This window comes from Streptomyces sp. NBC_01198 (assembly GCF_036010485.1).
In the GTDB taxonomy this organism is placed as follows: Bacteria; Actinomycetota; Actinomycetes; order Streptomycetales; family Streptomycetaceae; genus Actinacidiphila.
In genome coordinates, this window is sequence record NZ_CP108568.1 from 1,936,581 (window position 1) to 1,961,127 (window position 24,547).

Genomic DNA, 24,547 nt, shown 5'->3' on the forward strand with positions numbered 1-24,547 from the left:
CGGCGGGGCCCGGGGCCGGGCGGGCGGTCCGGCGCCGGGCCCCTCGTCGCGTTCCCGGGGCCCCCGCGGGCCCGGTGTCAGGCGAGGGTCGCGACCAGGACGGCCTTGATGGTGTGCATGCGGTTCTCGGCCTGGTCGAAGACCACGGAGTGCGCCGACTCGAAGACCTCGTCGGTGACCTCCAGCTCGCTCAGCCCGTACTGGTCGTGGATGAGCCGGCCGATCTCGGTGCCGAGGTCGTGGTAGGCGGGCAGGCAGTGCAGGAACTTCACGTCCGGCTTGCCGGTGGCCCGCAGCACGTCCATCGTCACCGCGTACGGCGCGAGCGCGGCGATCCGCTCGGCCCAGACCTCCTTGGGCTCACCCATCGAGACCCACACGTCGGTCACCACGAAGTCGCAGTCCAGGACGCCTTCGGCGATGTCCTCGGTGAGCAGGACGGTGGCGCCGGTGGTCTCGGCGAGCTTGCGGGCGCGGGCGACGACGTCCTCGTCCGGCCAGTACGCCCGCGGTGCGACGATGCGCACGTCGAGGCCGAGCAGGGCGCCGGTGACCAGGTAGGAGTTGCCCATGTTGAACCGGGCGTCGCCGAGGTAGGCGAAGGCCACCCCGCGGGCGGCGAGGTCCGCGACGGCGCCGCCGCTGTGCTCGACCATGGTGAGCACGTCGGCGAGCATCTGGGTGGGGTGCCAGTCGTCGGTGAGGCCGTTGTAGACCGGCACACCGGCGTGCAGCGCCAGCTCCTCGACCGCGGCCTGGCTGGCGCCGCGGTACTCGATGGCGTCGTACATCCGCCCGAGCACCCGGGCGGTGTCCTTGACGGACTCCTTGTGCCCGATCTGCGAACCCGCGGGGTCCAGATACGTGGTGGCGGCGCCCTGGTCGGCCGCGGCGACCTCGAAGGAGCAGCGGGTCCTGGTGGAGGTCTTCTCGAAGATCAACGCGATGTTCCGGCCGCGCAGCCGCGGCTCCTCCGCACCGGCCCGCTTGGCCGCCTTGAGGTCGGCCGCCAGCTCCACCAGACCCAGGAACTCCTCGGGCGTGAAGTCCAGCTCCTTGACGAAGGGGCGGCCCTTGAGATCGACGGCCATGCGGGGACTCCTCGGTCGGTGGTTCATCGGGAACCATGGAAGTCTATACGAGGATTGGCATTCTTATACAGCCCTCTTCGCCGGGCCCGCCCTTGCTCCCTCTCCGCTCGCACACGGCCCCTGTCACCGGGATTCCCGGTAGCGGCCCAGCTCACACCGCATCCCGCTCGATCGGACAACTCATACAGCGCGGCCCGCCGCGCCCCCGGCCCAGCTCGCTGCCCGGGATCTCGATCACTTCGAGGCCGCGCTTGCGCAGGAAGGTGTTGGTGGTCGCGTTGCGCTCGTAGGCCACCACCACGCCCGGCTCCACCGCCAGCACGTTGCAGCCGTCGTCCCACTGCTCCCGCTCGGCCGCGTGCACGTCCTGGGTCGCGGTGAGCACCTTGATCGAGTCCAGGCCGAGCGCCGCCGCGATCGCCCGGTGCATGTGCTCCGGCGGATGGTCGGTGACCTTCAGCTCGCCGTCCTCGCTGCCGGGTTCGATCGTGTACGACGGCAGCATCCCCAGGCCGGCGTACTGCGTGAAGGTGTCGCCGTCGACCATCGTCATCACCGTGTCCAGGTGCATGAAGGCGCGGCGCTTGGGCATGTCGAGCGCCACGATGGTGCGCGCCGACCCCGCCGCGAACATCCCGCGGGCCAGCATCTCCACCGCCTGCGGGGTGGTCCGCTCGCTCATCCCGATCAGCACCGCGCCCGCCCCGATCACCAGCACGTCCCCGCCCTCGATGGTCGAGGGATACGCGTTCTGCCCCTCCGACCAGACGTGGAAGCCGCCGCCGGCGAAAAGCGGGTGGTGCCGGTAGATCGCCTCGAAGTGGACGGTCTCGCGCTGCCGGGCCGGCCAGCGCATCGCGTTGATGCTGACCCCGTCGTAGACCCAGGCGGAGGTGTCCCGGGTGAAGATGTGGTTCGGCAGCGGTGCCAGCAGGAAGTCGTCCAGGTCCATCGCGTGGAAGCGGACGGAGACCGGCTCGGCGAAGCGGTCGAGGAACTCGCGCTTGGTCATCCCGCCGACCAGCGCCTCGGTCAGCTCCGCCGGTGCCAGCCGGTCGAAGGCCTCCCGCAGCGGGCCGGTGGCCAGCGGGCCGTACTCCTTCTCGTCGAAGACCCGGTCCAGCACCAGCGCCTTGGCCGCGGGCGACTCCAGCGACTCGGTCAGCAGGTCGCCGAACAGGTGCACCTCGACCCCGCGGTCGCGCAGGACGTCCGCGAAGCCGTCGTGCTCCGCGCGCGCCCTGCGCACCCACAGGACGTCGTCGAAGAGGAGGGCGTCCTTGTTCGTGGGGGTGAGCCGCTTCAGCTCCAGATCGGGCCGGTGCAAGATGACGCGGCGCAGCCGCCCGGTCTCGGAGTCCACGTGAAATCCCATGAAAGCAGAGCTTCCCACCTGCGGTGCCTTATATCCCGTCTGTGACCCCTCCCACCCCCGGGGCGGGGCGCGCCCCGGGGGTGGGAACTCACAGGCGGGGGTCCACCGGCTCGGATTCCAGGGCCAGGACCGCGAAGACGGGTTCGTGGACGCGCCACAGGGGCTCGGCGGCGGCGAGCCGGTCGAGGGCTTCAAGGCCGAGGGCGTACTCGCGCAGGGCGAGCGAGCGCTTGTGGCCGAGGGCACGCTGCCGGAGCCGGGCCAGGTGGACCGGGCGGGTGTACTCCGCGCCGTAGATGATGCGCAGATACTCGCGCCCCCGGCACTTGACGCCCGGCTGCACGAGGCCGCCCTTGGCGTCGCGGGCCAGCGCGGTGAGCGGCTTGACGACCATGCCCTCGCCGCCATCCGCGGTCAGGGCGAGCCACCAGTCCGTACCGGCCGCCACCGACGCCTCGTCGCCGGTGTCGACGACCAGCCGCCGGGTGCTGCGCAGCAACCCGGTCGGGTCGGCGTCGACCAGCCGGTCAATGAGGGCCAGCTGCCGGTCCTGCGGCAGCTCGCCCGCCAGGTTGCGGCCGCGGGCGGCGAGCAGCTGGAACGGTGCGAGGTGGACGCCGTCCAGCCCGTCGGTGGTCCAGCAGTAGCGCCGGTAGGCCTCGGTGAAGGCCTGCGCGTCGACGGCCCGCTCCTGCTGGCGGGCCAGCAGCTCGGCGACCTCGGCGCCCCGGCCGGCCGCCGCCTCCAGCGCGGCGAGAGCCGGCGGGAAGGCGGCGCCCGCGGCCGCGCCGACCGCCGCGTACTGCTTGCGCAGCAGCCCGGAGGCCTTCAGCGACCAGGGCAGCAGCTCGGCGTCGAGCAGCAGCCAGTCGGTGTCCAGCTCGTCCCAGAGCCCGGCCGCGCCGACCGCGGCGCGCACCCGGTCGAGCACCGCCTCCGTGACGGCCGGATCGTCGAAGAACGGCCGGCCGGTGCGGGTGTGCAGCGCGCCGGTCACCCCGGCGGCGGCGCCGAACCGCTCGGCGGCGACCGCCTCGTCGCGGCAGACCAGGGCGACCGCGCGGGAGCCCATGTGCTTCTCCTCGCACACCACCTGCCGCACCCCGTCGGCGCGGTAGGAGGCGAAGGCCTCCGCGGGGTGTTCGAGGTAGCCGTCCCGCGTGGAGGTGGCGCACGGCGCCATGGTCGGCGGCAGGTAGCACAGCAGCCGCGGGTCGACGGCGAAGCGGCTCATCACTTCCAGCGCCGCCGCCGCGTTCTGCTCGCGCACCGCGAGCCGTCCCAGCAGGGTCGTCTCCACGATCCTGCGGCCCGCGACGTCGTCCAGGTCCAGCGGCCGGCCCTCACGGCCGCCGGGCGCGTCGGACAGCAGCGGCCTGACCGGCTCGTACCAGACCTGCTCGGCCGGTACGTCCACGATCTCCCGCTCGGGCCAGCGCAGGGCGGTGAGCCGGCCGCCGAAGACGGCGCCGGTGTCGAGGCAGAGGGTGTTGTTGATCCAGGAGGTGGTGGGGACGGGGGTGTGGCCGTAGACGACGGCGGCGCGGCCGCGGTAGTCCTCGGCCCAGGGGTAGCGGACCGGCAGGCCGAACTCGTCGGTCTCGCCGGTGGTGTCGCCGTAGAGCGCGTGCGAGCGGACCCGGCCCGAGGTGCGGCCGTGGTACTTCTCCGGCAGGCCCGCGTGGCAGACCACCAGCCGGCCGCCGTCCAGCACGAAGTGGCTGATCAGGCCGCCGATGAAGTCGGCGGCACGGCGGCGGAACTCGGGGTCGCGCTCGTCCTCGCGGGCGAACTGCTCGACGGTCTCGGCCAGGCCGTGGGTGAGCTGCACGCGGCGGCCCTTGAGGTGCCGGCTCAGCTTGTTCTCGTGGTTGCCCGACACGCACAGCGCGGTGCCCGCCTCGACCATGCCCATCACCCGGCGCAGCACGCCGGGACTGTCCGGGCCGCGGTCGACCAGGTCGCCGACGAAGACCGCGGTACGGCCCGCCGGGTGCCGGCCGTCGTCGTAGCCGAGCTTGGCGAGCAGCGTCTCCAGCTCGGAGCTGCAGCCGTGGACGTCGCCGATCACGTCGAAGGGGCCGGTGAGGTGGCGCAGGTCGTTGTAGGCCGGCTCGATGGCGATCCTGGCCGCGTCGATCTCGGCGGTGCCGCGCAGGATGTGGATCTTGCGGAAGCCCTCGCGCTCCAGGCCCCGCAGCGAGCGGCGCAGCTCGCGCTGGTGCCGCTGGATGACGTGCCGGGCCATGCCCGCCCGGTCGGGGCGTGCCGCGTTGCGCTCGGCGCACACCTGCTCGGGGACGTCGAGCACGATGGCGATCGGCAGCACGTCGTGCTCCCTGGCCAGCGCCACCAGCTGCCTGCGGCTCTCCTGCTGCACGCTGGTGGCGTCCACGACGGTGCGGCGGCCGGCCGCCAGCCGCTTGCCCGCGATGTAGTGCAGCACGTCGAAGGCGTCGCGGGTGGCGCTCTGGTCGTTCGCGTCGTCGCTGACCAGCGCGCGGCAGAAGTCGGAGGAGATCACCTCGGTGGGTGCGAAGTGCCGGGCGGCGAAGGTGGACTTGCCGGAGCCGGTGGCGCCGATCAGCACCACCAGGGACAGGTCGGTGACAGCGAGGGTGCGGAGAGCGGCGGTGGCGCCGTCCCGGGCGTCGTCGGTCATGCCGCGTCCTCCTTCTTCTTCTCGTGGGTGTCGGTACGGTCGCTGCCGTCGCCGCCGGTGAAGTGCGCGAGCTGGGTGGGCGGGCCGGCCTCGGGGTCGTCCGGGCCTACCGGGCGGAACTCCACGGTGTAGCCGTAGCGGCCGGCCACGGCCGCCGCCCAGTCGCGGAATTCCCGCCGTGTCCACTCGAAGCGGTGGTCGGCGTGCCGGCGCCGGCCGGCCGGCAGCGTCTCCCAGCGCACGTTGTACTCGACGTTCGGCGTCGTCACGATCACCGTCCGGGGGCGGGCGGCGCCGAAGACGGCGTATTCGAGCGCGGGCAGCCGCGGCAGGTCCAGGTGCTCGACGACCTCGCTGAGCACCGCCGCGTCATAACCCTTGAGCCGCTTGTCGGTGTACGCCAGCGAGCCCTGGAGCAGCGTGAGGCGGGAGGACTGCCGCTCGCCCATCCGGTCCAGGTGCAGCCGGCGGGCGGCCATCTCCAGGGCCCGCACCGAGACGTCGACTCCGACGATCTCGGTGAAGCGCGGCTCCTTGAGCAGCGCGGCCACCAACTGGCCCTGGCCGCAGCCCAGGTCGAGCACCCGGGCGGCGCCGGCCGACCGCAGCCCGGCCAGGATCGCCTCGCGGCGCTGCACCGCGAGCGGCGCCGGCCGCTCCTCGGTGCCGTCCGGCTGCTCGGCCTCGACGGCGTTGTCGATCTGCTCGACCGCCACGTCGTCGGCGTCGGCCAGCCGCACCAGCTCAAGGCGCTCGTCGGCCTCCCGGGTGAGCGACCAGCGCCGGGCCAGATAGCGCCGGGTGATCAGCCGCTGCTCGGGGTGGCCGGCCAGCCAGCCCTCGCCGAACCGCAGCAGCTTGTCCACCTCGTCGGCGGACACCCAGTAGTGCTTGGCGTCGTCCAGCACCGGCAGCAGGACGTAGAGGTGCCGCAGCGCGTCGGACAGCCGCAGCTCGCCCTCCAGCACCAGCCCCACGTAGCGCGAGTCGCCCCACTCGGGGAAGTGGTCGTCCAGCCGCACCGGCTGCGCCGTCACCTGCCACCCCAGCGGCTCGAACAGCCGGGCCACCAGCGCCGGTCCGCCGCGGGCGGGCACCGCGGGCACCTCGACCCGCAGCGGCAGTGTTGCAGCGGCCCGCTCGGGCAGCGTGCGGCACTCGCCGCGCAGGGCGCTGGCGAACACCGTCCGCAGCGCCACCGCCAGCAGCGACGAGGCCGCGTACGGCCGGTCGTTCACATACTGCGCCAGTGCCGCGTCCGGCGCCCCGCCCCTGCCCTTGCCGCGTCCGCGGCGCACGAGGGCCGGCGGATCGACTTCGAGCAGCAGCGCGGCCGTGCACCGCTCCGCGGTCGCCTCGGGGTAGAAGACGTGCGCGTCACCGTAGGAGGTGGCGAAGACCTGGGCCCTGCCCGGGTGCTTGTGCAGCAGATACCCGAGGTCCGTCGCCGGAGCCGCGGCGCTGCCTGTGGTGGAGATCGTCAGGAACACCTGCCCGATTATCCCCACCGCCGAGGTCGCCGCCCAGGCGTTTTCTCCCCGGTGACCGCACCCGGGCACGTGACGCCCCGCCAGGTCCCGCACCGCGGCGCACCGCGGGCGCCCGCGCGCCCGGCGCCGGTGAGGGCGCGTCAGGGCAGGGCGGCGCGCAGGGCGCTGACGGTGGACGGCCCGACCCGGCAGCAGCCGCCGATCAGCCGGGCGCCGGAGGCGTGCCAGGCGGTCGCGAGGCCCGGGTCGAGCGTGGGGGCGCCCTCCCAGCCGCGGGCCACGGCATTCCACCGCTCCCCGCTGTTCGGGTAGGCCACCGCCGGCTTCCCGGTGACCGCTGTCGCCAGCTCCACCGCGGGCAGCACGTCCCGCGGTGCGCAGCAGTTGACGCCCACCGCGACCACCTCGTCGCGGCCCGCGGCCACCGCGAAGGCCTCGGCCAGCGGCTGGCCGGCCCTGGTGCGGTCGCCGTCGGCGGTGTAGGACAGCCACACCGGCAGACCCGTGGGCGCCGCAGCACGCAGCATCGCCTCGGCCTCGTCGATGTCCGGCACCGTCTCCAGGGCGAGCAGGTCGGGTGCGGCGGCTGCCGCCGCCTCGATCCTCCGCCGGTGGAAGTCCGCCAGATCGCGGACCGTCAGGCCGTAGCGCCCGCGGTACTCGCTGCCGTCGGCGAGCACCGCTCCGTACGGCCCGACCGATGCCGCCACCCGCACTCCCGGCCGGCCCGCCGCCGCCCGGCGGGCCAGGTCCACACTGCGGCGCAGCAGCGCCGACGCCTCGGCCCGCCCGATGCCGCGGCGGGCGAAGCCCTCGTAGCCGGCCTGGTAGCCCGAGGTGATCAGCACATCCGCGCCCGCCCTGACATACGCGCGGTGGGCCGCCTCGATCTGTCCTGGGTCGTCGGCGAGCAGCCGGGCTGTCCACAGCGGGTCGGACAGGTCGCAGCCCTGGTCGGCGAGCTGGTTGGACAGACCCCCGTCCAGCACCAGGGTGCCGCCCGCCGCCAGCAGCGCCGCCAACTCCCCCGCGGGAGCGGGCGGCACGGCAGGCGGGGCACCCGGCGGTACGGCCGGCGGGTCCGCGGGCGGCGGGGGCATGACGGCGCCTCAGCCCAGCTGCGGCTTGACCTGGGTGGCGACCAGCTCCAGGTGGTCCAGGTCGCTGAGGTCCATGGTCTGGAGGTAGATCCGGCTGGCGCCCTGCTCGGCGTAACGCCCGATCTTCTCCACGACCTCCGCCGGCGAGCCCGCCAGCCCGTTCTCCTTCAGCTCCTCGACCTCGCGGCCGATCGCCGCGGCCCGCCGCGCCACCTCCGCGTCGTCCTTGCCGACGCAGACCACCAGCGCGTTCGAATACACCATGCTGTCGGCCGGGCGCCCGGCCGCCCGCACCGCCTCGCGGACCCGCCCGATCTGCCGGCCGGAGTCCTCGATCGAGGCGAACGGCACGTTGAACTCGTCGGCGTAACGGGCCGCCAGCTCCGGGGTGCGCCTGGCACCCATGCCGCCGATCAGCACCGGCACCTTGGCCTGCGCGGGCTTCGGCAGCGCGGGAGAGTCCTTGAGCTGGTAGAACTCCCCCTCGAAGTCGAAGGTCTTGCCGACCGGGGTGGCCCACAGCCCGGTGATCACCGCCAGCTGCTCGGCGAGCCGGCTGATCTTCTCCTTCGGGAACGGAATGCCGTAGGCGGTGTGCTCCGCCTCGAACCAGCCGGCACCGAGTCCGAACTCGACCCTGCCGCCCGACATCGCGTCCACCTGCGCCACCTGGATGGCCAGCACACCGGGCAGCCGGAAGGTGCCGGCCGTCATCAGGGTGCCGAGCTTGATCCGGCTGGTCTCCCGGGCGAGGCCGGCCAGCGTGATCCACGCGTCCGTGGGTCCCGGCAGCCCGTCGCCGCCCATCGTCAGATAGTGGTCCGACCGGAAGAAGGCGTCGAAGCCGAGGTCTTCCGTCGCCTTGGCCACCGCGAGCAGCGTGTCGTAGTCGGCCCCCTGCTGGGGCTCGGTGAAGATTCGCAGATCCATTCCCCCATCCTGCACTCATCGCGCGCCCGCCCGTCAATCGACGCATCACCCTCCCCCCTCCCCCGGTGTCCGCTCGCCGCCGGCCAGGGTCCGCACCCGGTCCTTGGCCTCGTCCACCGCGTCCAGCGCCTCGATGCACCGCCAGTAGGCCCCCTCGTCCTGCACCGCGCTGGTGAGCCCCACCAGGGCATGGGTGATCTCCCCGAGCAGCACGCGAAGCGCCCGCAACGTCCCCGCCGGGTCGCGGACCGCGGTCAGCCGGGCCGCCCGTGGCGGCCCCGTCCCCGCAGCGAGCACCGGTCCCGCCCGGCCCGCCCGTGCTGCCCAGCCGGCCGGGCCCGGCGCACCCGCCGGCGCCGCCGACCGCTGCTCCCCGGCGGCCAGCAGCCGGTCCACCGCCTCGACCAGCTCGCCCGCCTGCCAGGCCTCCTCGATGACGTCCTCGGGCTGCGGCTCCCCCCGCATCACCCGCTCCGACTCCGCCACCAGTCGTGCCGCGTCCATCTGCGCACCCCCTCGACCCCGGCGGTGGTGACCCCTTCACCACCTGCCGACATCACTCAGCGTGACACAGTCTCACCCGGAACCAAAAGGTCGTTCCCGACATCTGTGGATAACCCCGCACCTGTGGACAACCGCGTCATCCGGCCCGCGGGCCGGGCGGCCGGACGGTGGGGGGCCGGACGGTGGGGGGGAAGCGCTTCTCGTTCCTGTCGATCTTGGCGGCGAGCGCGGCCGCCAGGTCGATCTCCAGCACGGCACAGAACTGCAGCAGGTAGGCCAGCACGTCCGCGACCTCGTCGCGCACCCGGTGCGCCGACTCGGGGTCCGCCATCACCGCTGACGCCTGCTCGGGCGTGAGCCATTGGAAGATCTCCAGCAGCTCCCCCGCCTCGACGCTCAGCGCGGCGGCCAGATTCTTCGGTAGGTGGAAGGGCTGCCAGTCACGGGCTGCGGCGAATTCGACCAGGCGGCGCTGCAAGGCGGCTAGGTCCGATGGTTGTCCGGTCACCCCGACTGGTCTACCGCATCGCCGCAGCCCTCCTCCTCCCGCCCCACCCCCTCGGCCGCCCTGCCGGCCGCCGCCACACCTCCGCTGCCGTCCGGCGTGGCCGGATCCGGGCCCGCGCCCGCGGCCCCCACCGGGTCACCGCCCGGCTCGACGCGCCGGCCGGGGGCCCGCCCGCCGGGCACGTCCCCGCCCCGGGCGCCGCCCCCGCGTGCGCCGCCCTGACCTGCGTCCCGCTGCCCGCCCGGGCCCGGACGTCCCGCCCCGCCGTCCGCCTCGCCCTGGTCCTGCGCGGGCACCCGGCGGCCCTCGCCGAGCCGGGCGACCGTCACACCGCCGAGGCCCTGCGCGCAGTCCGGGTCCTGGACCGTGCCGAGCAGCCGGATGTGGCCGCGGGCGGCGGCCACCCCGGCGAGCCGCAGCAGTTCGCGCAACTGCCGCCGGTCCAGGCCCAGATCGAGGCCGTCGCCCAGCACGGTGAGCACCTGGCCGGCCGGCAGCAGCTCCGTACTGGTGTCGACGTCCAGCACACCGGGGCCGGTCAGCAGCACCAACGCCAGGGCCACGAAACGCAGTTCACCGTCGCCCAGCCGGTCGACCGGCACCACGCCGAGCGGACCGCGGTCCACAGCGGCGATCACCGCGTCCAGCGGCGTGCGCCCGTCGCACGGCGGCAGCAGCGTCCGCAGCACGGTCAGGCCCTCGACCGGCGGGCTGCACACCGCACGCACCGCGTTGACCAGCGCCGCGTGCCGCGTACCGCACTCCCCCTCGGTCCTGGCCAGGACGGCGGAGAGGTTGTCGCAGGCCGCCCGCAGCCGCCCGTCGCCCCGCGGCACGGGCGAGCGCATCAGCTCGGGCCGCGGCGCCACCGGGAAGATCCCGCGCAGCGCCACCACCAGCTGCTCGGCCGCGGCGAGCACCAGCCGCTGGCCGTCCGTGCGCCCGGAGACCCGCAGCGGCAGCAGCGCGCTGGCCAGGACGTTGTCCGGCAGCGGCGCCCGGGTCACCGAGACCTCGCCCGCGGTGTGCCAGGCGGCCTGCACGGTGCGCCGGGCCGGGTCGCGCAACGCCGTGGTCAGCAGGGTCTCGCCGGCGCCGGTCAGCCGCTCGCCGACGATCCGCAGCGTCGGTTCCGCCTGCACCGCCACGTCCAGCCGCACCGGGCCGACCGGGCCGGTCACCGTGCAGCCGATCCGGAAGCCGCGCCGTCCCTGCGCGTCCGGCTGCGCCCCCTGCGGCACGCACGCCGCCGCACCGCCGTGCACCACGGAGCCGAAGACCTCGGCGAGTTCGGCGCCGCAGGCCAGCCGGCCGAGCGCGGCGAGCCCTTCGAGCACGCTGGACTTGCCGGTGCCGCTGCCGCCGGTGAGCAGGGTGAGCGGGCCGAGCGCGAAGGTCGCCCCGCGGTGTGACTTGAAGGCGGACAGCCGCAGTTCGGTGACGACGGGGCGGTCGTGACCGGCGTCCTTGGGCGCACTGGTGCTCATGGCCGCGAACGTAACCAGCGTCCGGCCTGCCGAACCGTTCCAGCGGCCTCGGGTAACTCGAACGAGGGACATCGTGCATGATCTGCGGATATCCGGAAATCACATCCCCTGCCCACCGGACCTGCCGTTTCACGTCGGTGCATGTGCCTGTCGGTGCCCCCGGTTACGGTGGCAGGCGTGACCACGACCAGCACCAGATATGTCGCGCTGCTGCGCGGGATCAACGTCGGGGGCAAGGCGAGAGTCCCGATGCAGACGCTGCGCGACCTGCTCGCCTCGATCGGCGGCAGCGCGATCCGTACGCACCTGCAGAGCGGGAACGCCGTCTTCACCCACCAGGACCGCGATCCGCAGCAGCTGGCCGGCGCGCTGCAGCAGGCGCTGGCCGACGAGTTGGGCCTGACCATCACCTGCATGGTGCGCACCGCCGAGGATCTGCGGCGGGTCGTGGCGGCGAATCCGTTCGACATGACCGGGATCGACGGTTCGCGCTTCCTGGTGATCTTCCTCGCCGGTCCCGTCCCGCTCGACCGGCTAGCGACGATCGACCCCGCGGCCTACGCGCCGGACGAGGTCCGGCCGGGCGAGCGCGAGCTCTACGCCCATCTCCCCGACTCCATCCGCAATTCGAAGCTCGCCGCGCGCCTCACCGACCGCGGCCTGGGCGTGCCGGCCACCAACCGCAACTGGAACACGGTCACCAAGCTGCTGGAGCTCAGCGACAGCTGACGGTTCCCCACACCGGGGCGGGCGGGCCACGGTTCGGCAGCAGGGCGGTCAGGACTTGCGGGCCAGCAGGTGGATCTCCCGGAACTGCCGCCGGTCGGTGGGCTGCGGCTCGCGGACCGTCCTGGCCACCTCGGCCAGCCCGGTCTCCGCCAGCAGCGCGGCGAGGTGGTCGGGCCACCACCGGTAGGCGAGCGCGACGGTGTGGTCGAACTCCTGCGTCGGGTGGGACGGGCCCTCGCTCGCCGAGAAGCCGAGCAGAAGGTGGCCGCCAGGAGCCAGTACGCGGCGGAACTCCGCAAGGATGGCCGGGAGTTCACCGGGCGGTGTGTGGATGACGGACCAGCGTGCGAGGATCCCGCCCAGCACGCCGTCAGCTATCGCCAACGCCGCCATCGACCCCACGTCGAACCGCAGGCCCGGATAAGCCTCCCGTGCCAGCGTGATCATTTCCAGCGAGGCGTCGACCCCGAAGACCGCCAGCCCCGTCTCCGCGAGATACGCGGTGACGTACCCGGGCCCGCACCCCAGATCCGCGACCTGCCCGTCCCCGCCCGCCCGCACGACCTCGGAGAAGACGCCCAGGACGGCGCGATCCAGCGGACTGTCACGCAGCGACTCGCGGAACAGCTCCGCATAGGTGGCGGCGGCAGCGTCATAGCCCTCGCGGGCGGCCCGGAGGGCATCGTTCTCGACCATGGCCGCGACCCTAGCGGCCGTCGACAGGCGGGGTCGGCGATGGGCCCCACGAGGGGCTTTCCCCGTCCTTCGCACGCCTGCCGCCCTGGGCCGCGTACTGTCGCTGTCAGGAGCTGCCCCGTATCGATGTCCGGTACGCCTTTGCGGGCAGCCCTCTCAGCCACCTCTTGTGAAGGCGATCGCCGATGGGACTTTTCTCCGATCCCGCCCCTGCCGTGCCCGTTCGACCGGGCGCGGCCCCAGATCCTGCCCGCGATCCGTTCGCGACGGGACAGCCGGACCAGCATCAGGACCCTGACGCTGCCGAGCCCGCCGCGACCGCGCCCCGGGACCGCCCCGCGGCGCGGTGACCGCGCGCCCGTCAGGCCGGTGCGACGGCGCCCCCGGGGGAACGCCGCGCCGGCCGGCGGTGCTGCGGCCGGGCTCCCGCCGGCGAGCGGGTCGCTATATCGCCGGGGTGAGGATCGCGACGCACTCCATGTGGTGGGTCATCGGGAAGAGGTCGAAGGCCCGCAGGCTGACCGGGCGGTAGCCCTCCTCGGCGAAGTAGCCGAGGTCGCGGGCGAGGGCCGCGGGGTCGCAGGCGACGTAGGCGATGCGGCGGGCGCCGAGGGAGGCCAGGTGGCGGACGCTGGGGCGGCGGGCGCCGGTGCGGGGCGGGTCGAGGACGATCAGGTCGACCTCGGTGATGCCGGTGCGGGGCAGCACGTGGTCGACCTTGCCGTGCTCGATACGGACCCGGTCGAGGTCCTGGAGGTTGTGCCGGGCGTCCTGCGCGGCGCGCTTGCCGGACTCGATGCCGAGGACGGCGCCGCGTTCGCCGACGCGTTCCGCCAGGGCGCCGGCGAAGAGGCCGACACCGCAGTAGAGGTCGAGTGCCATGTCGCCCTTGCGCGGCATCAGGCCCTGCATGACGGCTTCGACCAGCAGGTCGGCGGCCTTCGGGTGGACCTGCCAGAAGCCGCCGTCGCCGACCCGCCAGGTGCGGCCGGCGGCGCGCTCGCGGACGAAGTCGCGGCCGTGGACCCGGTGGACGGCGTGGTCGCGCTCGCCGATCCGCAGGACGGAGACGGGGCGGTCGAGTTCCACGATGGGCAGCCGGCCGCCAGGCTGCGGGGTGAGGATGACCTGCCGGTCGCTCGACCCGGTGGCGGCGATCGCCTCGACCGCGGCGATCTGCGGCCAGCGGCGGGCCTCGACGCCCAGCTCGGAGACCTCGGGGGCGGCGATCAGGCAGTGGCCCACGACCTCGACGTCGTGCGAGCGGTGCCTGCGCAGCCCCGCGCGCCCCTCGTCGTCCACCGCGTACTGCAGCCGGGTGCGCCAGGCGGGCACCTCGCCCTTGGCGACCTTGTCGCCCGGGGCGGGCTCCACGGTGCCGTCCCAGCCGGCCTCCTCCGGGGTGAGCCCGGCGAGCCTGGCCAGCTGCTCGGTGATCACCGCGGCCTTGAGGCGGCGCTGGGCGCCGGGGGCGGCGTGCTGCCAGTCGCAGCCGCCGCAGCGGCCGGGTCCGGAGTAGGGGCAGGGCGCCTCGACGCGGTCCTTGGACGCGATGAGCACGCGGACGGCGTCCGCCCGCAGGAAGGCCGCGCCGACCTCGCCGTGGGTGACCCGGGCGACGACCCGCTCGCCCGGCAGGGTGTGCCGGACGAACAGGACCTGGCCCTCGGCGGTCCGCGCCAGGCAGTGGCCGCCGTGCGCCACCGGGCCGATCTCTACCTCGTACTCCTGGCCGACCAGTGACGGGGCGGGCTCGGTCTGCATGACGGTGGTGCTCCTGGGCTCTTCCGGGGGTGCGCGACAGCCCACTCTACGGGTCCGCAGCCGGGCCCGGTCACGCCGTCAGTGCTCGGGCTCGCGCTCCGGCTCGGGCACCTGGACCGGTGCCGGGGCCGGGGCCGGTTCCGGCTCGCGCTCGCGCTGGCGCGGCCCGACCGGGCCGCGGCGGATGGAGCCGGGTGCGGACCAGTCGGCGCGGCGGCGGGCGCGGACCCTGGCGACCTCGGAGGACTCCAGCTGGTAGGGCACGGAGGTGACCATCACCCCGGGGGTGAACAGCAGCCGGCCCTTGAGCCGCAGGGCGCTCTGGTTGTGCAGCAGGTGCTCGTACCAGTGCCCGACGACGTATTCGGGGATGTAGACGCTGACCACGTCCCGCGGGCTGTTGCGGCGCAGCCCCTTGACGTAGTCGATGATCGGCCGGGTGATCTCGCGGTAGGGCGAGTCCAGGACCTTCAGCGGTACGTCGATGCCGCGCCGCTGCCAGTCGGCCTGCAGGGCCTTGGTGTCCTGCGGGTCGACGTTGATGCTGAGGGCTTCGAGGGTGTCGGAGCGCATCAGCTTGGCGTAGGACAGCGCCCGCAGGGTGGGCTTGTGCACCTTGGAGACCAGCACGATGGAGTGCACCCGGGAGGGGCGTACGTAGTCGTCGCCCGGCTCGTCCTCGGCGGCGATCTCGTCGGAGACCCGGGTGTAGTGGCGGCGGATCGCGGTCATGGTGGCGTAGAAGACGACCATGCCGAGCACCGCGACCCAGGCGCCGTGGGTGAACTTGGTGAGCAGCACGATGACCAGCACCAGGCCGGTGAGGAAGGCGCCGAAGGTGTTGATGGCCCGGGAGCGCAGCATGTGGCGGCGCTTGGCCTGGTCGGTCTCGGTGCGCAAGTGCCGGTTCCAGTGCCTGACCATGCCGGTCTGGCTGAGGGTGAAGGAGACGAAGACGCCCACGATGTACAGCTGGATCAGCCGCGTGGAGTCGGCGCCGTAGATGTAGACCAGGACGCAGGCGAAGCCGGCCAGCACCACGATGCCGTTGGAGAAGGCCAGCCGGTCGCCGCGGGTGTGCAGCTGGCGCGGCAGGTAGCGGTCCTGGGCGAGGATCGAGCCGAGCACCGGGAAGCCGTTGTAGGCGGTGTTGGCGGCCAGGAAGAGCACCAGGGCGGTGACGGCGGCCAGGAAGACGAACGGGATCGAGTTGTGGCCGAAGACCGCCTCGGCGACCTGGGCGATCACCGGGTCCTGGGTGAAGCCGGAGCCGACCGGTGAGCCGTGGTTGAGCAGGTCGCGGGCCGGGTTCTCGGCCATCCGCACGTGGGTGTTGATCGCCAGCGCGATGATGCCGCAGAACATGGTGACGGCGAGCAGGCCCATCGCGGCCAGCGTGGTGGCGGCGTTCTTGGACTTGGGCTTCTTGAACGCCGGTACGCCGTTGCTGATCGCCTCGACGCCGGTGAGGGCCGCGCATCCTGAGGAGAAGGCCCGCAACAGGAGGAAGAGCAGCGCGAAGCCGCCGATGCCCGAGGTCTCGGCATGCACGGTATAGCCCGAGGTAGGCGCGTTCATGTCATGCCCGGTGGCGATCTTGAAGATACCCCAGGCGATCATGCAGAAGACGCCGAAGACGAAGGCGTAGGTCGGGATCGCGAAGATCGTGCCGGACTCGCGCACCCCGCGCAGGTTCATCAGCATCAGGATCACGATCATGCCCACCGCGCCGAGCACCTTGTGCGTGACGAAGAACGGCACCGCCGAGCCCAGGTTCTCGATGCCGGAGGCGACCGACACCGCCACCGTGAGCACGTAGTCCACCAGCAGCGCGCTGGCGACGGTGAGCCCCGCCTTCGGCCCCAGGTTGGTGGTGGCGACCTCGTAGTCGCCGCCGCCCGACGGGTAGGCGTGCACGTTCTGCCGGTAGGAGGCGACAACGGTGAACATCAGCACCACGACGGCCACGGCGATCCATGGGCTGAAGTGGTAGGCCGACACTCCCGCGATGGACAGGACGAGGAGCACCTCGCCCGGCGCGTACGCCACGGACGACAGCGGGTCGGACGCGAAGACGGGGAGCGCGAGCCGCTTGGGGAGCAGCGTCTCGCCCAGCCTGTCGCTGCGCAGCGCCCGGCCGATGAGGATCCGTTTCGGCAGGTCGGTCAGTTTGGACACCTCGCGATGTTAAGGGATCGGCCATTCGTGCGGGTGCCCCAGTCCCGGATGAGTATGACGAACTTGTGAGGCCGCCACTCCGCAACCTTCTGCGCCGCCACGCGCGTGTGTAGCTTTGGCCGCGGTCTGAGACGCTTGGAACGACCTTACGACTCAGCACACAGTCTCAGTCGAATTCGTTGACAGCCGGAAGGACGGTCGTGCACGTCGTGATTATGGGATGCGGGCGGGTGGGCTCCACTCTCGCGCACTCCCTCGAACAGCAAGGTCATACGGTCGCGGTGATCGATCAGGACCCGAAGGCGTTCCGCCGGCTGGGCTCCGGGTTCGGTGGGCGCCGGGTGACCGGAGTCGGGTTCGACCAGGACACGCTGCGTGAGGCCGGCATCGAGGAGGCGGGCGCTTTCGCGGCCGTCAGCAGCGGCGACAACTCCAACATCATCGCGGCCCGGGTGGCCCGGGAGATGTTCGGCATCGAGAACGTGGCGGCGAGGATCTACGACCCGCGCCGGGCCGAGGTCTACCAGCGGCTCGGCATCCCCACCGTGGCGACCGTGCGGTGGACCGCCGACCAGATGCTGCGCAGGCTGCTGCCGTCCGGCGCGGAGCCGCTGTGGCGCGACCCCAGCGGCGGGGTGCAGCTCGCCGAGGTGCACACCTCGCCCAGCTGGATCGGCCACAAGATCAGCACCTTGCAGGAGGAGACCGGCACCAGGGTGGCGTTCGTCACCCGGCTCGGCGAGGCGATGCTGCCCACTTCACAGACGGTGCTGCAGGAAGGCGACCTGGTGCATGTGATGCTGCGCTCCGACGAGGTCGCCGCGGTCGAGGCGGCCTTCGCCAAGGGACCCGAGGAGGCCCACTCATGAGGGTGGCCATCGCCGGGGCCGGCGCGGTCGGCCGGTCCATCGCGGCCGAGCTGCTGGAGAACGGGCACGAGGTGCTGCTCGTCGACAAGAACCCCACCTCCATCTCGGTGGAGCGGGTGCCGCAGGCCGAGTGGCTGCTGGCCGACGCGTGCGAGATCACCTCGCTCGACGAGGCCGCCCTGCAGCGCTGCAACGTGGTGATCGCCGCGACCGGTGACGACAAGGTCAACCTGGTGGTGTCGCTGCTCGCCAAGACGGAGTACGGCGTCCCCCGGGTCGTCGCCCGGGTGAACAACCCGAAGAACGAGTGGCTGTTCAACGAGTCCTGGGGCGTGGACGTCGCGGTGTCGACGCCGCGGCTGATGTCGGCCCTGGTCGAGGAGGCGGTGAGCGTCGGCGACCTGGTCCGGCTGCTGCGCTTCAGCCAGGGTGACGCGAACCTCGTCGAGCTGACGCTGCCCGAGGAGGCCGCACTGGTCGGCACCCGGGTCGGTGACGTGGAGTGGCCGCAGGACACCTCGCTGGTCACCATCATCCGCGGCAACCGGGTGCTCACCCCGTCGAAGGACGACGCGCTGGAGGCCGGCGACGAGCTGCTGTTCGTGGCGGCGCCGCACCGGGAGGAGCAGCTGGAGGACCTGCTGTCCCTCCAGGACGGCAACGGAAACGGCGGCGGCGGCTGACCGGCGCGAACACGCCGGGCAGGTCGTCCGTTACTTGTACGCCTGCTCGGCGGCCGCCTTGGCGGCCTTGTCCCGTTCCTTCTCGGCCTTCCGCTCCTGCTCGGCCGCTTCCATCTCCGCGATCACGTCGATCGGGGCCGGCGCCTTCACCAGGAAGATCCAGGTGAGGTAGACCGACAGCAGGAAGGGCGGGATGCCCAGTGCGACCTTGACCCAGCCCAGCTGGGTGGCGTTGCCCCACCAGTAGAGCGGGAAGAGGATCGCCGACTTGGCCAGCAGGATCAGGCCCCAGGCCCAGCTGGCCTTGGTGTAGGCGCGCAGCCGACCCGGGTTGCGGGTGCGCCAGGAAAGGTTCTCCTTGAACACCGGCCCGAGGATCAGCCCGAGCAGCGGGAAGCCGGCCAGCGAGGAGACCACGTAGGCCACGCCCAGGCCCAGGGTGTAGAGCATGCCGGGCAGGTAGAAGTTCTTGGCATTGCCCGACATCATCGCGAACAGCGCGCCGAAGGCGATGCCGAAGACGCCGCTGAAGGCGTGCTTGAGGGTGTCCTTGCGGGCCAGCCGGGCCACGCCAAGCACCACGGACAGCGCCAGCGCGGCCAGCGCGGAGGACTTGATGTCGTGGTTGATCGTGTAGATCACCACGAAGACCAGGCCGGGCACGGTGGTCTCCACCATGCCGAGGACGCCGCCGAAGGCGTCCAGCAGCGCGGCCTCGGTGGCCGCTCTGACCTCCGCCTCCTCCTCGGCGCGCCCCTGCGCGCCGTCCGTCTTGTCGTGGTCCGAGTTGTCGATCGACGCCACCAGCTACTCCTGTCCGACCGGACGCAGTTCGTACTTGGGGTTGAAGAGCACCGGACGGCCACGGTTCATGGAGATCCGGCCGGAGGCGATGATCCGGCGGCCGGGTTCTATACCGGTGATGCTGCGGCGGCCGAGCCAGACCACGTCCAGCGCGGCCGACCCGTCGAAGAGCTCCGCCTCCAGTGCGGGCACGCCCGCCCGGGGACGCAGCGTGACCGTACGCAGCGTACCGGTGACCGACACGATCTGCCGGTCGGAGCAGTCCTTGATCCGCGTGCAGCCGACGGCCCTGGTCTCCTGCTGCAGCTCCTCGGAGTGCAGCTCCTCCTGCGAGGAGGACAGGCGGTCGAGCATGCGGCGGAAGCGGCCCGCGGGCCGCTCTGAACGGATGGCACCACTCATGGCATCCAGCGTACCGGCCGGACCTCACGCCTCGAAGCGGTAGCCCATGCCGGGTTCGGTGATGAAGTGCCGGGGGCGGGCCGGGTCGGCCTCCAGCTTCCGCCGCAGCTGCGCCATGTACACCCGCAGGTAGTTGCTCTCCGTGCCGTAGGCGGGGCCCCAGACCTCCTGCAGCAGCTGCTTCTGCGAGATGAGCCGGCCGGGGTTGCGCACCAGCACCTCGAGCAGGTGCCACTCGGTGGGCGTGAGGCGTACGTCCGTGCCGCCGCGGTGGACCTTGCGGGCCGCCAGGTCCACGGTGAAGGTCTCGGTCTCCACCGCGGAGGGGTCGTCCTCGGGTCCGGTCGGCGTGGCGCGGCGGACCGCGGCCCGCAGCCGGGCCAGCAGCTCGTCCATGCCGAACGGCTTGGTCACGTAGTCGTCGGCGCCCGCGTCCAGCGCCTCGACCTTCTCGTCGGAGGCGTGCCGGGCGGACAGCACGATGATCGGCACCCGGGTCCAGCCGCGCAGCCCGCGGATCACCTCGACGCCGTCCATGTCGGGCAGGCCGAGGTCGAGCACCACCACGTCGGGGTGACGGGCCGCGGCCACCCGCAGCGCGGCGGCGCCGTCGTGCGCGGCGTCCACCTCGTAGGCCCGAGCCCGCAGGTTGATCACCAGTGCCTTGACGATCTGCGGCTCGTCGTCCACCACCAGCACCCGGTACATCCGTCGCCCCTTCGCGTCCCCGTGCTCGCCGCCGCCCCCCTCGGGCCCCGCCGGCCGGGTCATGTGGTCGCCGTCGCAGGAAGGCCGGGGCGGGCCGGCCGGCCGCCCGCCGCGGCCCGCAGGGTGAGCACCATCGTCAGGCCGCCGCCCGGGGTGTCCTCGGCGACCAGGGTGCCGCCCATGGCCTCGGCGAAGCCGCGGGCGACCGCGAGGCCGAGGCCCACGCCGTTGCCGCGGGGCGCGTCGCCGTAGCGCTGGAAGGGCTCGAAGATCTGTTCCTTGGCGCTCTCCGGCACGCCGGGCCCGCGGTCGGCCACCCGGAGCTCGACCCGGTCGCCGAGGGCGCTGGCGGCCACCAGGACCGGTTCCCCCTGCGGGCTGTACTTCACGGCGTTCTCCACCACGTTGGCGACGCTGCGCTCCAGCAGGCCGGGGTCCACCGCGACCATCGGCAGCGTCTCGGGGATGTCCAGGGTGACGCTTCGCTCGGGGACGCCGCCCAGCGCCATCGGTACCACCTCGTCGAGGTCGAGTTCGCGGATCAGCGGGTTGACGGTGCCGGTCTGCAGCCGGGACATGTCCAGCAGATTCCCCACCAGGTGGTCCAGCCGGTCGGCGCCGTCCTCGATGCCGGCCAGCAGCTCCGCCTCGTCCTGCGCGGACCACGCGACGTCGGCGGACCGCAGCGAGCTCACCGACGCCTTTATGCCGGACAGCGGGGTGCGCAGGTCGTGCGAGACGGCGGCGAGCAGCGCGGTGCGTATCCGGTTGCCCTCGGCCAGCTCCCGCGCCCTGGCGGCCTCGTCGGCCAGCCGCCTGCGGTCCAGGACCACCGCCGCCTGCGCGGCGAAGGCGGACAGCACCCGGCGGTCGGAGGCGGGCAGCACCCGGCCGAGCAGCGCCAGCGAGAGCCGGTCGTTGACGGCCACCTCCACGTCGGCGTCCTCGGGGCGTACGCACGGCCTGCTGCCGACGGACGCGGCGCACTCCCAGGGGGCGTGCTCGCCCTCCCGCTCCAGCAGCACCACCGACTCCATCCCGAAGGTCTCCCTGACCCGGTCGAGCAGCGCGTCCAGCGAGCTCTCGCCGCGCAGCACGCTGCCGGCCAGGTGCGAGAGGATCTCCGCCTCGGCCCGCAGCCGTGCGGCCTGCTGGGTGCGCCGGGCGGCCAGGTCGACCACGGAGGCGACGGCCGCGCCGACCAGCACGAAGATCACGATCGCGACGATGTTCTCCGGCTGGGCGATGGTGAAGGAGTGGGTGGGCCGGGTGAAGTAGTAGTTCAGCAGCAGCGAGCCGAGCAGCGCGGACGCCAGCGCGGGCAGCAGGCCGCCGACCAGCGCCGCGGCCACCGTGAGGGTCAGGAAGAGCAGCATGTCGGTGGCCTGGCCGGGGCCGGGGTGCCACTGGGTGAGCACCACCGTGAGCAGCACCGGGCCGGCCACGCCGGTCAGCCAGCCCGCCACGACCCGGGAGCGGCCCAGCGTGGCACCGCGGGCGGCGGGCAGGCCGCGGCCCTTGGCGACGTGCTCGTGGCTGACGATGTGCACGTCGACGTCGCCGGCCTCGCGAGCGACCGTGGTGCCGACACCGGGGCCGAAAGCGTACTGCCAGGTCTTGCGGCGGCTGCTGCCGAGCACGATCTGCGTGGCGTCGGCGCCGCGGGCGAAGTCCAGCAGCGCGTCGGGCACCTCGTCGCCGATGACGTGGTGGAAGGAGCCGCCCAGGTCCTCGACCAGGGTGCGCTGGACGGCGAGTTCCTTGGCCGAGCCGGAGACCGGTCCGTCGCTGCGCACGATGTGCACGGCCAGGATCTCGCTGCCCGAGCCCTTGGCCGCCATCCGGGCGGCCCGCCGGATCAGGGTGCGCCCCTCGGGACCGCCGGTCAGGCCGACGACGATCCGCTCGCGGGCCTTCCAGGCGGCGGATATGCGGTGCTCGGCGCGGTACTCCCGCAGGTACTCGTCGACCCGGTCGGCGGTCCACAGCAGCGCGAGCTCGCGCAGCGCGGTCAGGTTGCCGGGCCGGAAGTAGTTGGACAGGGCCGCGTCGACCTTGTCGGGGGCGTAGATGTTGCCGTGCGCCATGCGGCGGCGCAGCGACTGGGGGGACATGTCGACCAGTTCGATCTGGTCGGCGCGCCTGACCACCTCGTCGGGGACGGTCTCGCGCTGCCGCACCCCGGTGATGGACTCCACGACGTCGCCCAGCGACTCCAGGTGCTGGATGTTGACGTTGGACACCACGTCGATGCCGGCCTGCAGCAGTTCCTCGATGTCCTGCCAGCGCTTGGCGTTGCGCGAGCCCGGCACGTTGGTGTGGGCCAGCTCGTCGACCAGCGCCACCTCGGGGGCCCGGCGCAGCAGTGCGTCGACGTCCATCTCGGTGAAGGCGGTGCCGCGGTAGTCGTGCGTGCGCCGGGGCATCTCCTCCAGGCCGTGCATCATCACTTCGGTACGCGGCCTGTGGTGGTGCTCGACATAGCCGACGACCAGGTCGGTACCGCGCTCGACGCGCCGGTGCGCCTCGGAGAGCATGGCGTAGGTCTTGCCGACGCCGGGGGCGGCCCCCAGGTAGATCCGCAATGTGCCGCGTGCCATGTCTATGACCTTAGAACGACCGAAGCGGACACAGCGGACCCGGCAGTCCGTTCGGGGACACCTTGACGCCGTCTTGACGGCGTCAAGGTCGCTCGGCGCCCCCGCCGACCGGGCAGGACGCCGTACCGTCACCGCGGGCGGACCCCCGGTGACGGGACGCCCTCCCGGTCAGCTGCCGGAGACGATCCGTCCGTCGCGCAGTTCGAGTACGCGGTCGGCGAGCGCCAGCAGCTGGTTGTCGTGGGTGGCGACCAGCGCGGTGACGCCCTCGCTGCGCACCACCGCCCGCAGCAGTTCCATCACGGCCAGCCCGGTGTCGGCGTCGAGCTGGCCTGTGGGCTCGTCGGCGATGATCAGGTCGGGCCGGTTGGCGAGCGCGCGGGCGATGGCCACCCGCTGCTGCTGGCCGCCGGACAGCTCGCCGGGGCGCTGGGCGGCGTGCTCGGCGAGGCCGACCAGGGCGAGCAGCAGCTCGACGCGCTCCTCGCGCTCCCGCGGCGGCGTCTTGCGCAGCCGCATCGGCACTCCGACGTTCTCGGCCGCGGTGAGGATGGGAATCAGGCCGAAGGACTGGAAGACGAAGCCGATCCGGTCCCTGCGCAGCGCCAGCAGGTCGTCGTCGCCGAGCCCGGCCAGGTCGGTGCCGTCCAGCGCTATGCGGCCGGCGTCGGGGCTGTCGAGGCCGCCGACCAGATTCAGCACGGTGGTCTTGCCCGAGCCGGAGCGGCCCTTGAGCGCCACCAGCTCGCCGCGCGGCACCGTGAAGGACACCCCGCGCAGCGCGTGCACGGCGGTCTCCCCGCTGCCATAGGTGCGCCGCAGGTCCTCGACCACCACCATCTCGCCGGTCTTCGGCGACGTCGCCACCGCTGTGGCGGACTGCTCGGCCATCCCCGCTCTCCCTTCCCGGTCCTTCATCGCTCTTCCCCCTGCTGCTCGCCGGGGTCCGGCCCGCCCGCGGCGTGACCGGGGCCCTGCCCGGCGTCCGCCGGTCGTCCCGGCTCGGCGCCGCGGTCGGGCCACACCCCGATGTGGTCGGGCTCCGCGCTCAGCCGGACGCGGCGGTGCAGGCCGTACCGCTCGGTGTACTCGCGGGGCAGCTGCAGCCGCCCGACCCGGTCGAGGACGGCGTATTCCTCCGCGCCGCCCGCGTCCGAACCCGCCGTGCCCGCGGACGGGCGCAGCACTTCGGTCGCGGTGCGGCCGTCGCGTATCCGTACCGTACGCCTGACCTGCTCGGAGACCGCGGGATCGTGGGTAACGATCAGGACCGTGACGCCGAGTTCCGCGTTGGTCCTGCGCAGCGCGGCGAAGACTTCCTCGCCGCTTGCGCTGTCGAGTTCGCCGGTGGGCTCGTCGGCGAAGAGCACCCGGGGGGTGTTCGCGCCCGCAACCGCGATGGCGACCCGCTGCTGCTGCCCGCCGGACAGCTCGCCGGGGCGGCGGTGGCGGCAGTCGGCGACGCCGAGCAGGTCGAGCAGCTCCATGGCCCGCCCGGCGCGGCCGGCCCGCGGGATCCGCGCGTAGCCCATAGGCAGCGTGACGTTCTCCAGCGCGGTCAGGTAGGGCAGCAGATTGCGCCCGGTCTGCTGCCAGACGAAGCCGACAGTGGTGCGCCGGTAGTCCAGGCGTTCGCGGCGCTTCATGGCGAGCAGGTCGTGCCGGGCGACCCTGGCCCGCCCGGCGGTGGGCAGGTCGAGGCCGGACAGGATGCCCAGCAGGGTGGACTTGCCCGAGCCGGAGGCGCCGACCACGGCCAGCAGCTCGCCGGACTCCACGGTCAGGTCGAGGCCTTGCAGCGCCTGCACCTCGACGCCCTCGGTGCGGAAGACCCGCACCAGGTTGTCGCAGACGATCAGGCCCTCGTCCGGCTCGGGCGCGGACCTGGCCAGGGCGCGGGCCTGCAGGGCGGCGAGGTCGGTCATACGGTCTCCCCGTGGTGGTCCGGTGCCGGTCGTCCGGTCGTG

At 73.1% G+C, this 24,547-nt stretch carries 20 protein-coding genes and 1 pseudogene; 3 read left to right on the forward strand and 18 right to left on the reverse strand.

Annotated elements, in window-relative coordinates:
• Positions 1-77: 77 nt before the first annotated feature.
• The 9 genes and pseudogenes from argF to OG702_RS08780 form a co-directional block, all read right to left on the reverse strand.
• Positions 78-1,091, reverse strand: a complete 1,014-nt coding sequence (gene argF / locus OG702_RS08740) for an ornithine carbamoyltransferase (protein ID WP_327288276.1) — start codon at positions 1,089-1,091, stop codon at positions 78-80.
• Between the two features lie 151 nt (positions 1,092-1,242).
• The gene (locus OG702_RS08745; protein WP_327288277.1) at positions 1,243-2,466 is read right to left on the reverse strand and encodes an arginine deiminase; all 1,224 of its coding nucleotides are present in this window, start codon (positions 2,464-2,466) and stop codon (positions 1,243-1,245) included.
• A gap of 88 nt (positions 2,467-2,554) precedes the next feature.
• Positions 2,555-5,128 (reverse strand): polynucleotide kinase-phosphatase, encoded by a 2,574-nt coding sequence (locus OG702_RS08750; RefSeq protein WP_327288278.1) that lies wholly within the window; start codon positions 5,126-5,128, stop codon positions 2,555-2,557.
• Complete coding sequence (locus OG702_RS08755; RefSeq protein WP_327288279.1) at positions 5,125-6,618, reverse strand: 3' terminal RNA ribose 2'-O-methyltransferase Hen1; 1,494 nt, start codon at positions 6,616-6,618, stop codon at positions 5,125-5,127. Before OG702_RS08755 ends, OG702_RS08750 begins: the two co-directional genes overlap by 4 nt.
• A gap of 140 nt (positions 6,619-6,758) precedes the next feature.
• Complete coding sequence (gene mmuM, locus OG702_RS08760) at positions 6,759-7,718, reverse strand: homocysteine S-methyltransferase (protein ID WP_442814345.1); 960 nt, start codon at positions 7,716-7,718, stop codon at positions 6,759-6,761.
• A gap of 9 nt (positions 7,719-7,727) precedes the next feature.
• Positions 7,728-8,648 carry an LLM class F420-dependent oxidoreductase gene (locus tag OG702_RS08765; protein ID WP_327288280.1) on the reverse strand — a complete coding sequence of 307 codons (921 nt, stop codon included), beginning with the start codon at positions 8,646-8,648 and terminating at the stop codon, positions 7,728-7,730.
• A gap of 45 nt (positions 8,649-8,693) precedes the next feature.
• Complete coding sequence (locus tag OG702_RS08770) at positions 8,694-9,152, reverse strand: DUF6099 family protein (RefSeq protein WP_327288281.1); 459 nt, start codon at positions 9,150-9,152, stop codon at positions 8,694-8,696.
• Positions 9,153-9,288: 136 nt separating this feature from the next.
• Positions 9,289-9,660: a nucleotide pyrophosphohydrolase gene (locus OG702_RS08775; RefSeq protein WP_327288282.1), complete on the reverse strand. Its 372-nt coding sequence runs from the start codon at positions 9,658-9,660 to the stop codon at positions 9,289-9,291.
• Positions 9,661-9,971: 311 nt separating this feature from the next.
• A pseudogene (locus OG702_RS08780) lies at positions 9,972-11,147 on the reverse strand (AAA family ATPase); the annotation flags it as partial.
• A gap of 177 nt (positions 11,148-11,324) precedes the next feature.
• On the opposite strand from OG702_RS08780, the gene OG702_RS08785 reads away from it, so the two are divergent.
• Positions 11,325-11,876: a DUF1697 domain-containing protein gene (locus OG702_RS08785; RefSeq protein ID WP_327288283.1), complete on the forward strand. Its 552-nt coding sequence runs from the start codon at positions 11,325-11,327 to the stop codon at positions 11,874-11,876.
• 48 nt (positions 11,877-11,924) lie between these two features.
• On the opposite strand, the gene OG702_RS08790 is transcribed toward OG702_RS08785, so the two are convergent.
• From OG702_RS08790 to OG702_RS08800, 3 genes are all read right to left on the reverse strand, one after another.
• Positions 11,925-12,572, reverse strand: a complete 648-nt coding sequence (locus tag OG702_RS08790; RefSeq protein WP_327288284.1) for a class I SAM-dependent methyltransferase — start codon at positions 12,570-12,572, stop codon at positions 11,925-11,927.
• Positions 12,573-13,016: 444 nt separating this feature from the next.
• Positions 13,017-14,336 carry a class I SAM-dependent RNA methyltransferase gene (locus OG702_RS08795; RefSeq protein WP_327288285.1) on the reverse strand — a complete coding sequence of 440 codons (1,320 nt, stop codon included), beginning with the start codon at positions 14,334-14,336 and terminating at the stop codon, positions 13,017-13,019.
• Between the two features lie 78 nt (positions 14,337-14,414).
• Entirely contained in the window at positions 14,415-16,514 is a 2,100-nt protein-coding gene (locus OG702_RS08800) for an APC family permease (protein WP_327288286.1), read from the reverse strand.
• Positions 16,515-16,714: 200 nt separating this feature from the next.
• Here OG702_RS08800 and OG702_RS08805 point away from each other — a divergent pair, with 200 nt between their 5' ends.
• The gene (locus OG702_RS08805) at positions 16,715-17,383 is read left to right on the forward strand and encodes a potassium channel family protein (protein WP_327288287.1); all 669 of its coding nucleotides are present in this window, start codon (positions 16,715-16,717) and stop codon (positions 17,381-17,383) included.
• Positions 17,380-18,066, forward strand: a complete 687-nt coding sequence (locus tag OG702_RS08810; protein WP_327288288.1) for a potassium channel family protein — start codon at positions 17,380-17,382, stop codon at positions 18,064-18,066. The genes OG702_RS08805 and OG702_RS08810 overlap by 4 nt, the downstream gene beginning before the upstream one ends.
• A 30-nt stretch (positions 18,067-18,096) precedes the next feature.
• On the opposite strand, the gene OG702_RS08815 is transcribed toward OG702_RS08810, so the two are convergent.
• The 6 genes from OG702_RS08815 to OG702_RS08840 all read right to left on the reverse strand — a co-directional run bounded on the left by OG702_RS08815 (position 18,097) and on the right by OG702_RS08840 (position 24,505).
• Positions 18,097-18,870, reverse strand: coding sequence for a DUF3159 domain-containing protein (locus OG702_RS08815; RefSeq protein ID WP_442814346.1), 774 nt, complete (start codon positions 18,868-18,870; stop codon positions 18,097-18,099).
• A gap of 3 nt (positions 18,871-18,873) precedes the next feature.
• Entirely contained in the window at positions 18,874-19,272 is a 399-nt protein-coding gene (locus OG702_RS08820; RefSeq protein ID WP_327288289.1) for an OB-fold nucleic acid binding domain-containing protein, read from the reverse strand.
• 24 nt (positions 19,273-19,296) lie between these two features.
• On the reverse strand, positions 19,297-19,980 hold the full coding sequence (locus OG702_RS08825; RefSeq protein WP_327293149.1) for a response regulator: 684 nt from the start codon (positions 19,978-19,980) through the stop codon (positions 19,297-19,299).
• A gap of 59 nt (positions 19,981-20,039) precedes the next feature.
• Positions 20,040-22,580: a sensor histidine kinase KdpD gene (locus tag OG702_RS08830; RefSeq protein WP_327288290.1), complete on the reverse strand. Its 2,541-nt coding sequence runs from the start codon at positions 22,578-22,580 to the stop codon at positions 20,040-20,042.
• 168 nt (positions 22,581-22,748) lie between these two features.
• Positions 22,749-23,471 carry an ABC transporter ATP-binding protein gene (locus OG702_RS08835; RefSeq protein WP_442814347.1) on the reverse strand — a complete coding sequence of 241 codons (723 nt, stop codon included), beginning with the start codon at positions 23,469-23,471 and terminating at the stop codon, positions 22,749-22,751.
• A 23-nt stretch (positions 23,472-23,494) separates the two neighbouring features.
• Positions 23,495-24,505: an ABC transporter ATP-binding protein gene (locus OG702_RS08840; RefSeq protein WP_327288291.1), complete on the reverse strand. Its 1,011-nt coding sequence runs from the start codon at positions 24,503-24,505 to the stop codon at positions 23,495-23,497.
• Positions 24,506-24,547 lie beyond the last annotated feature (42 nt).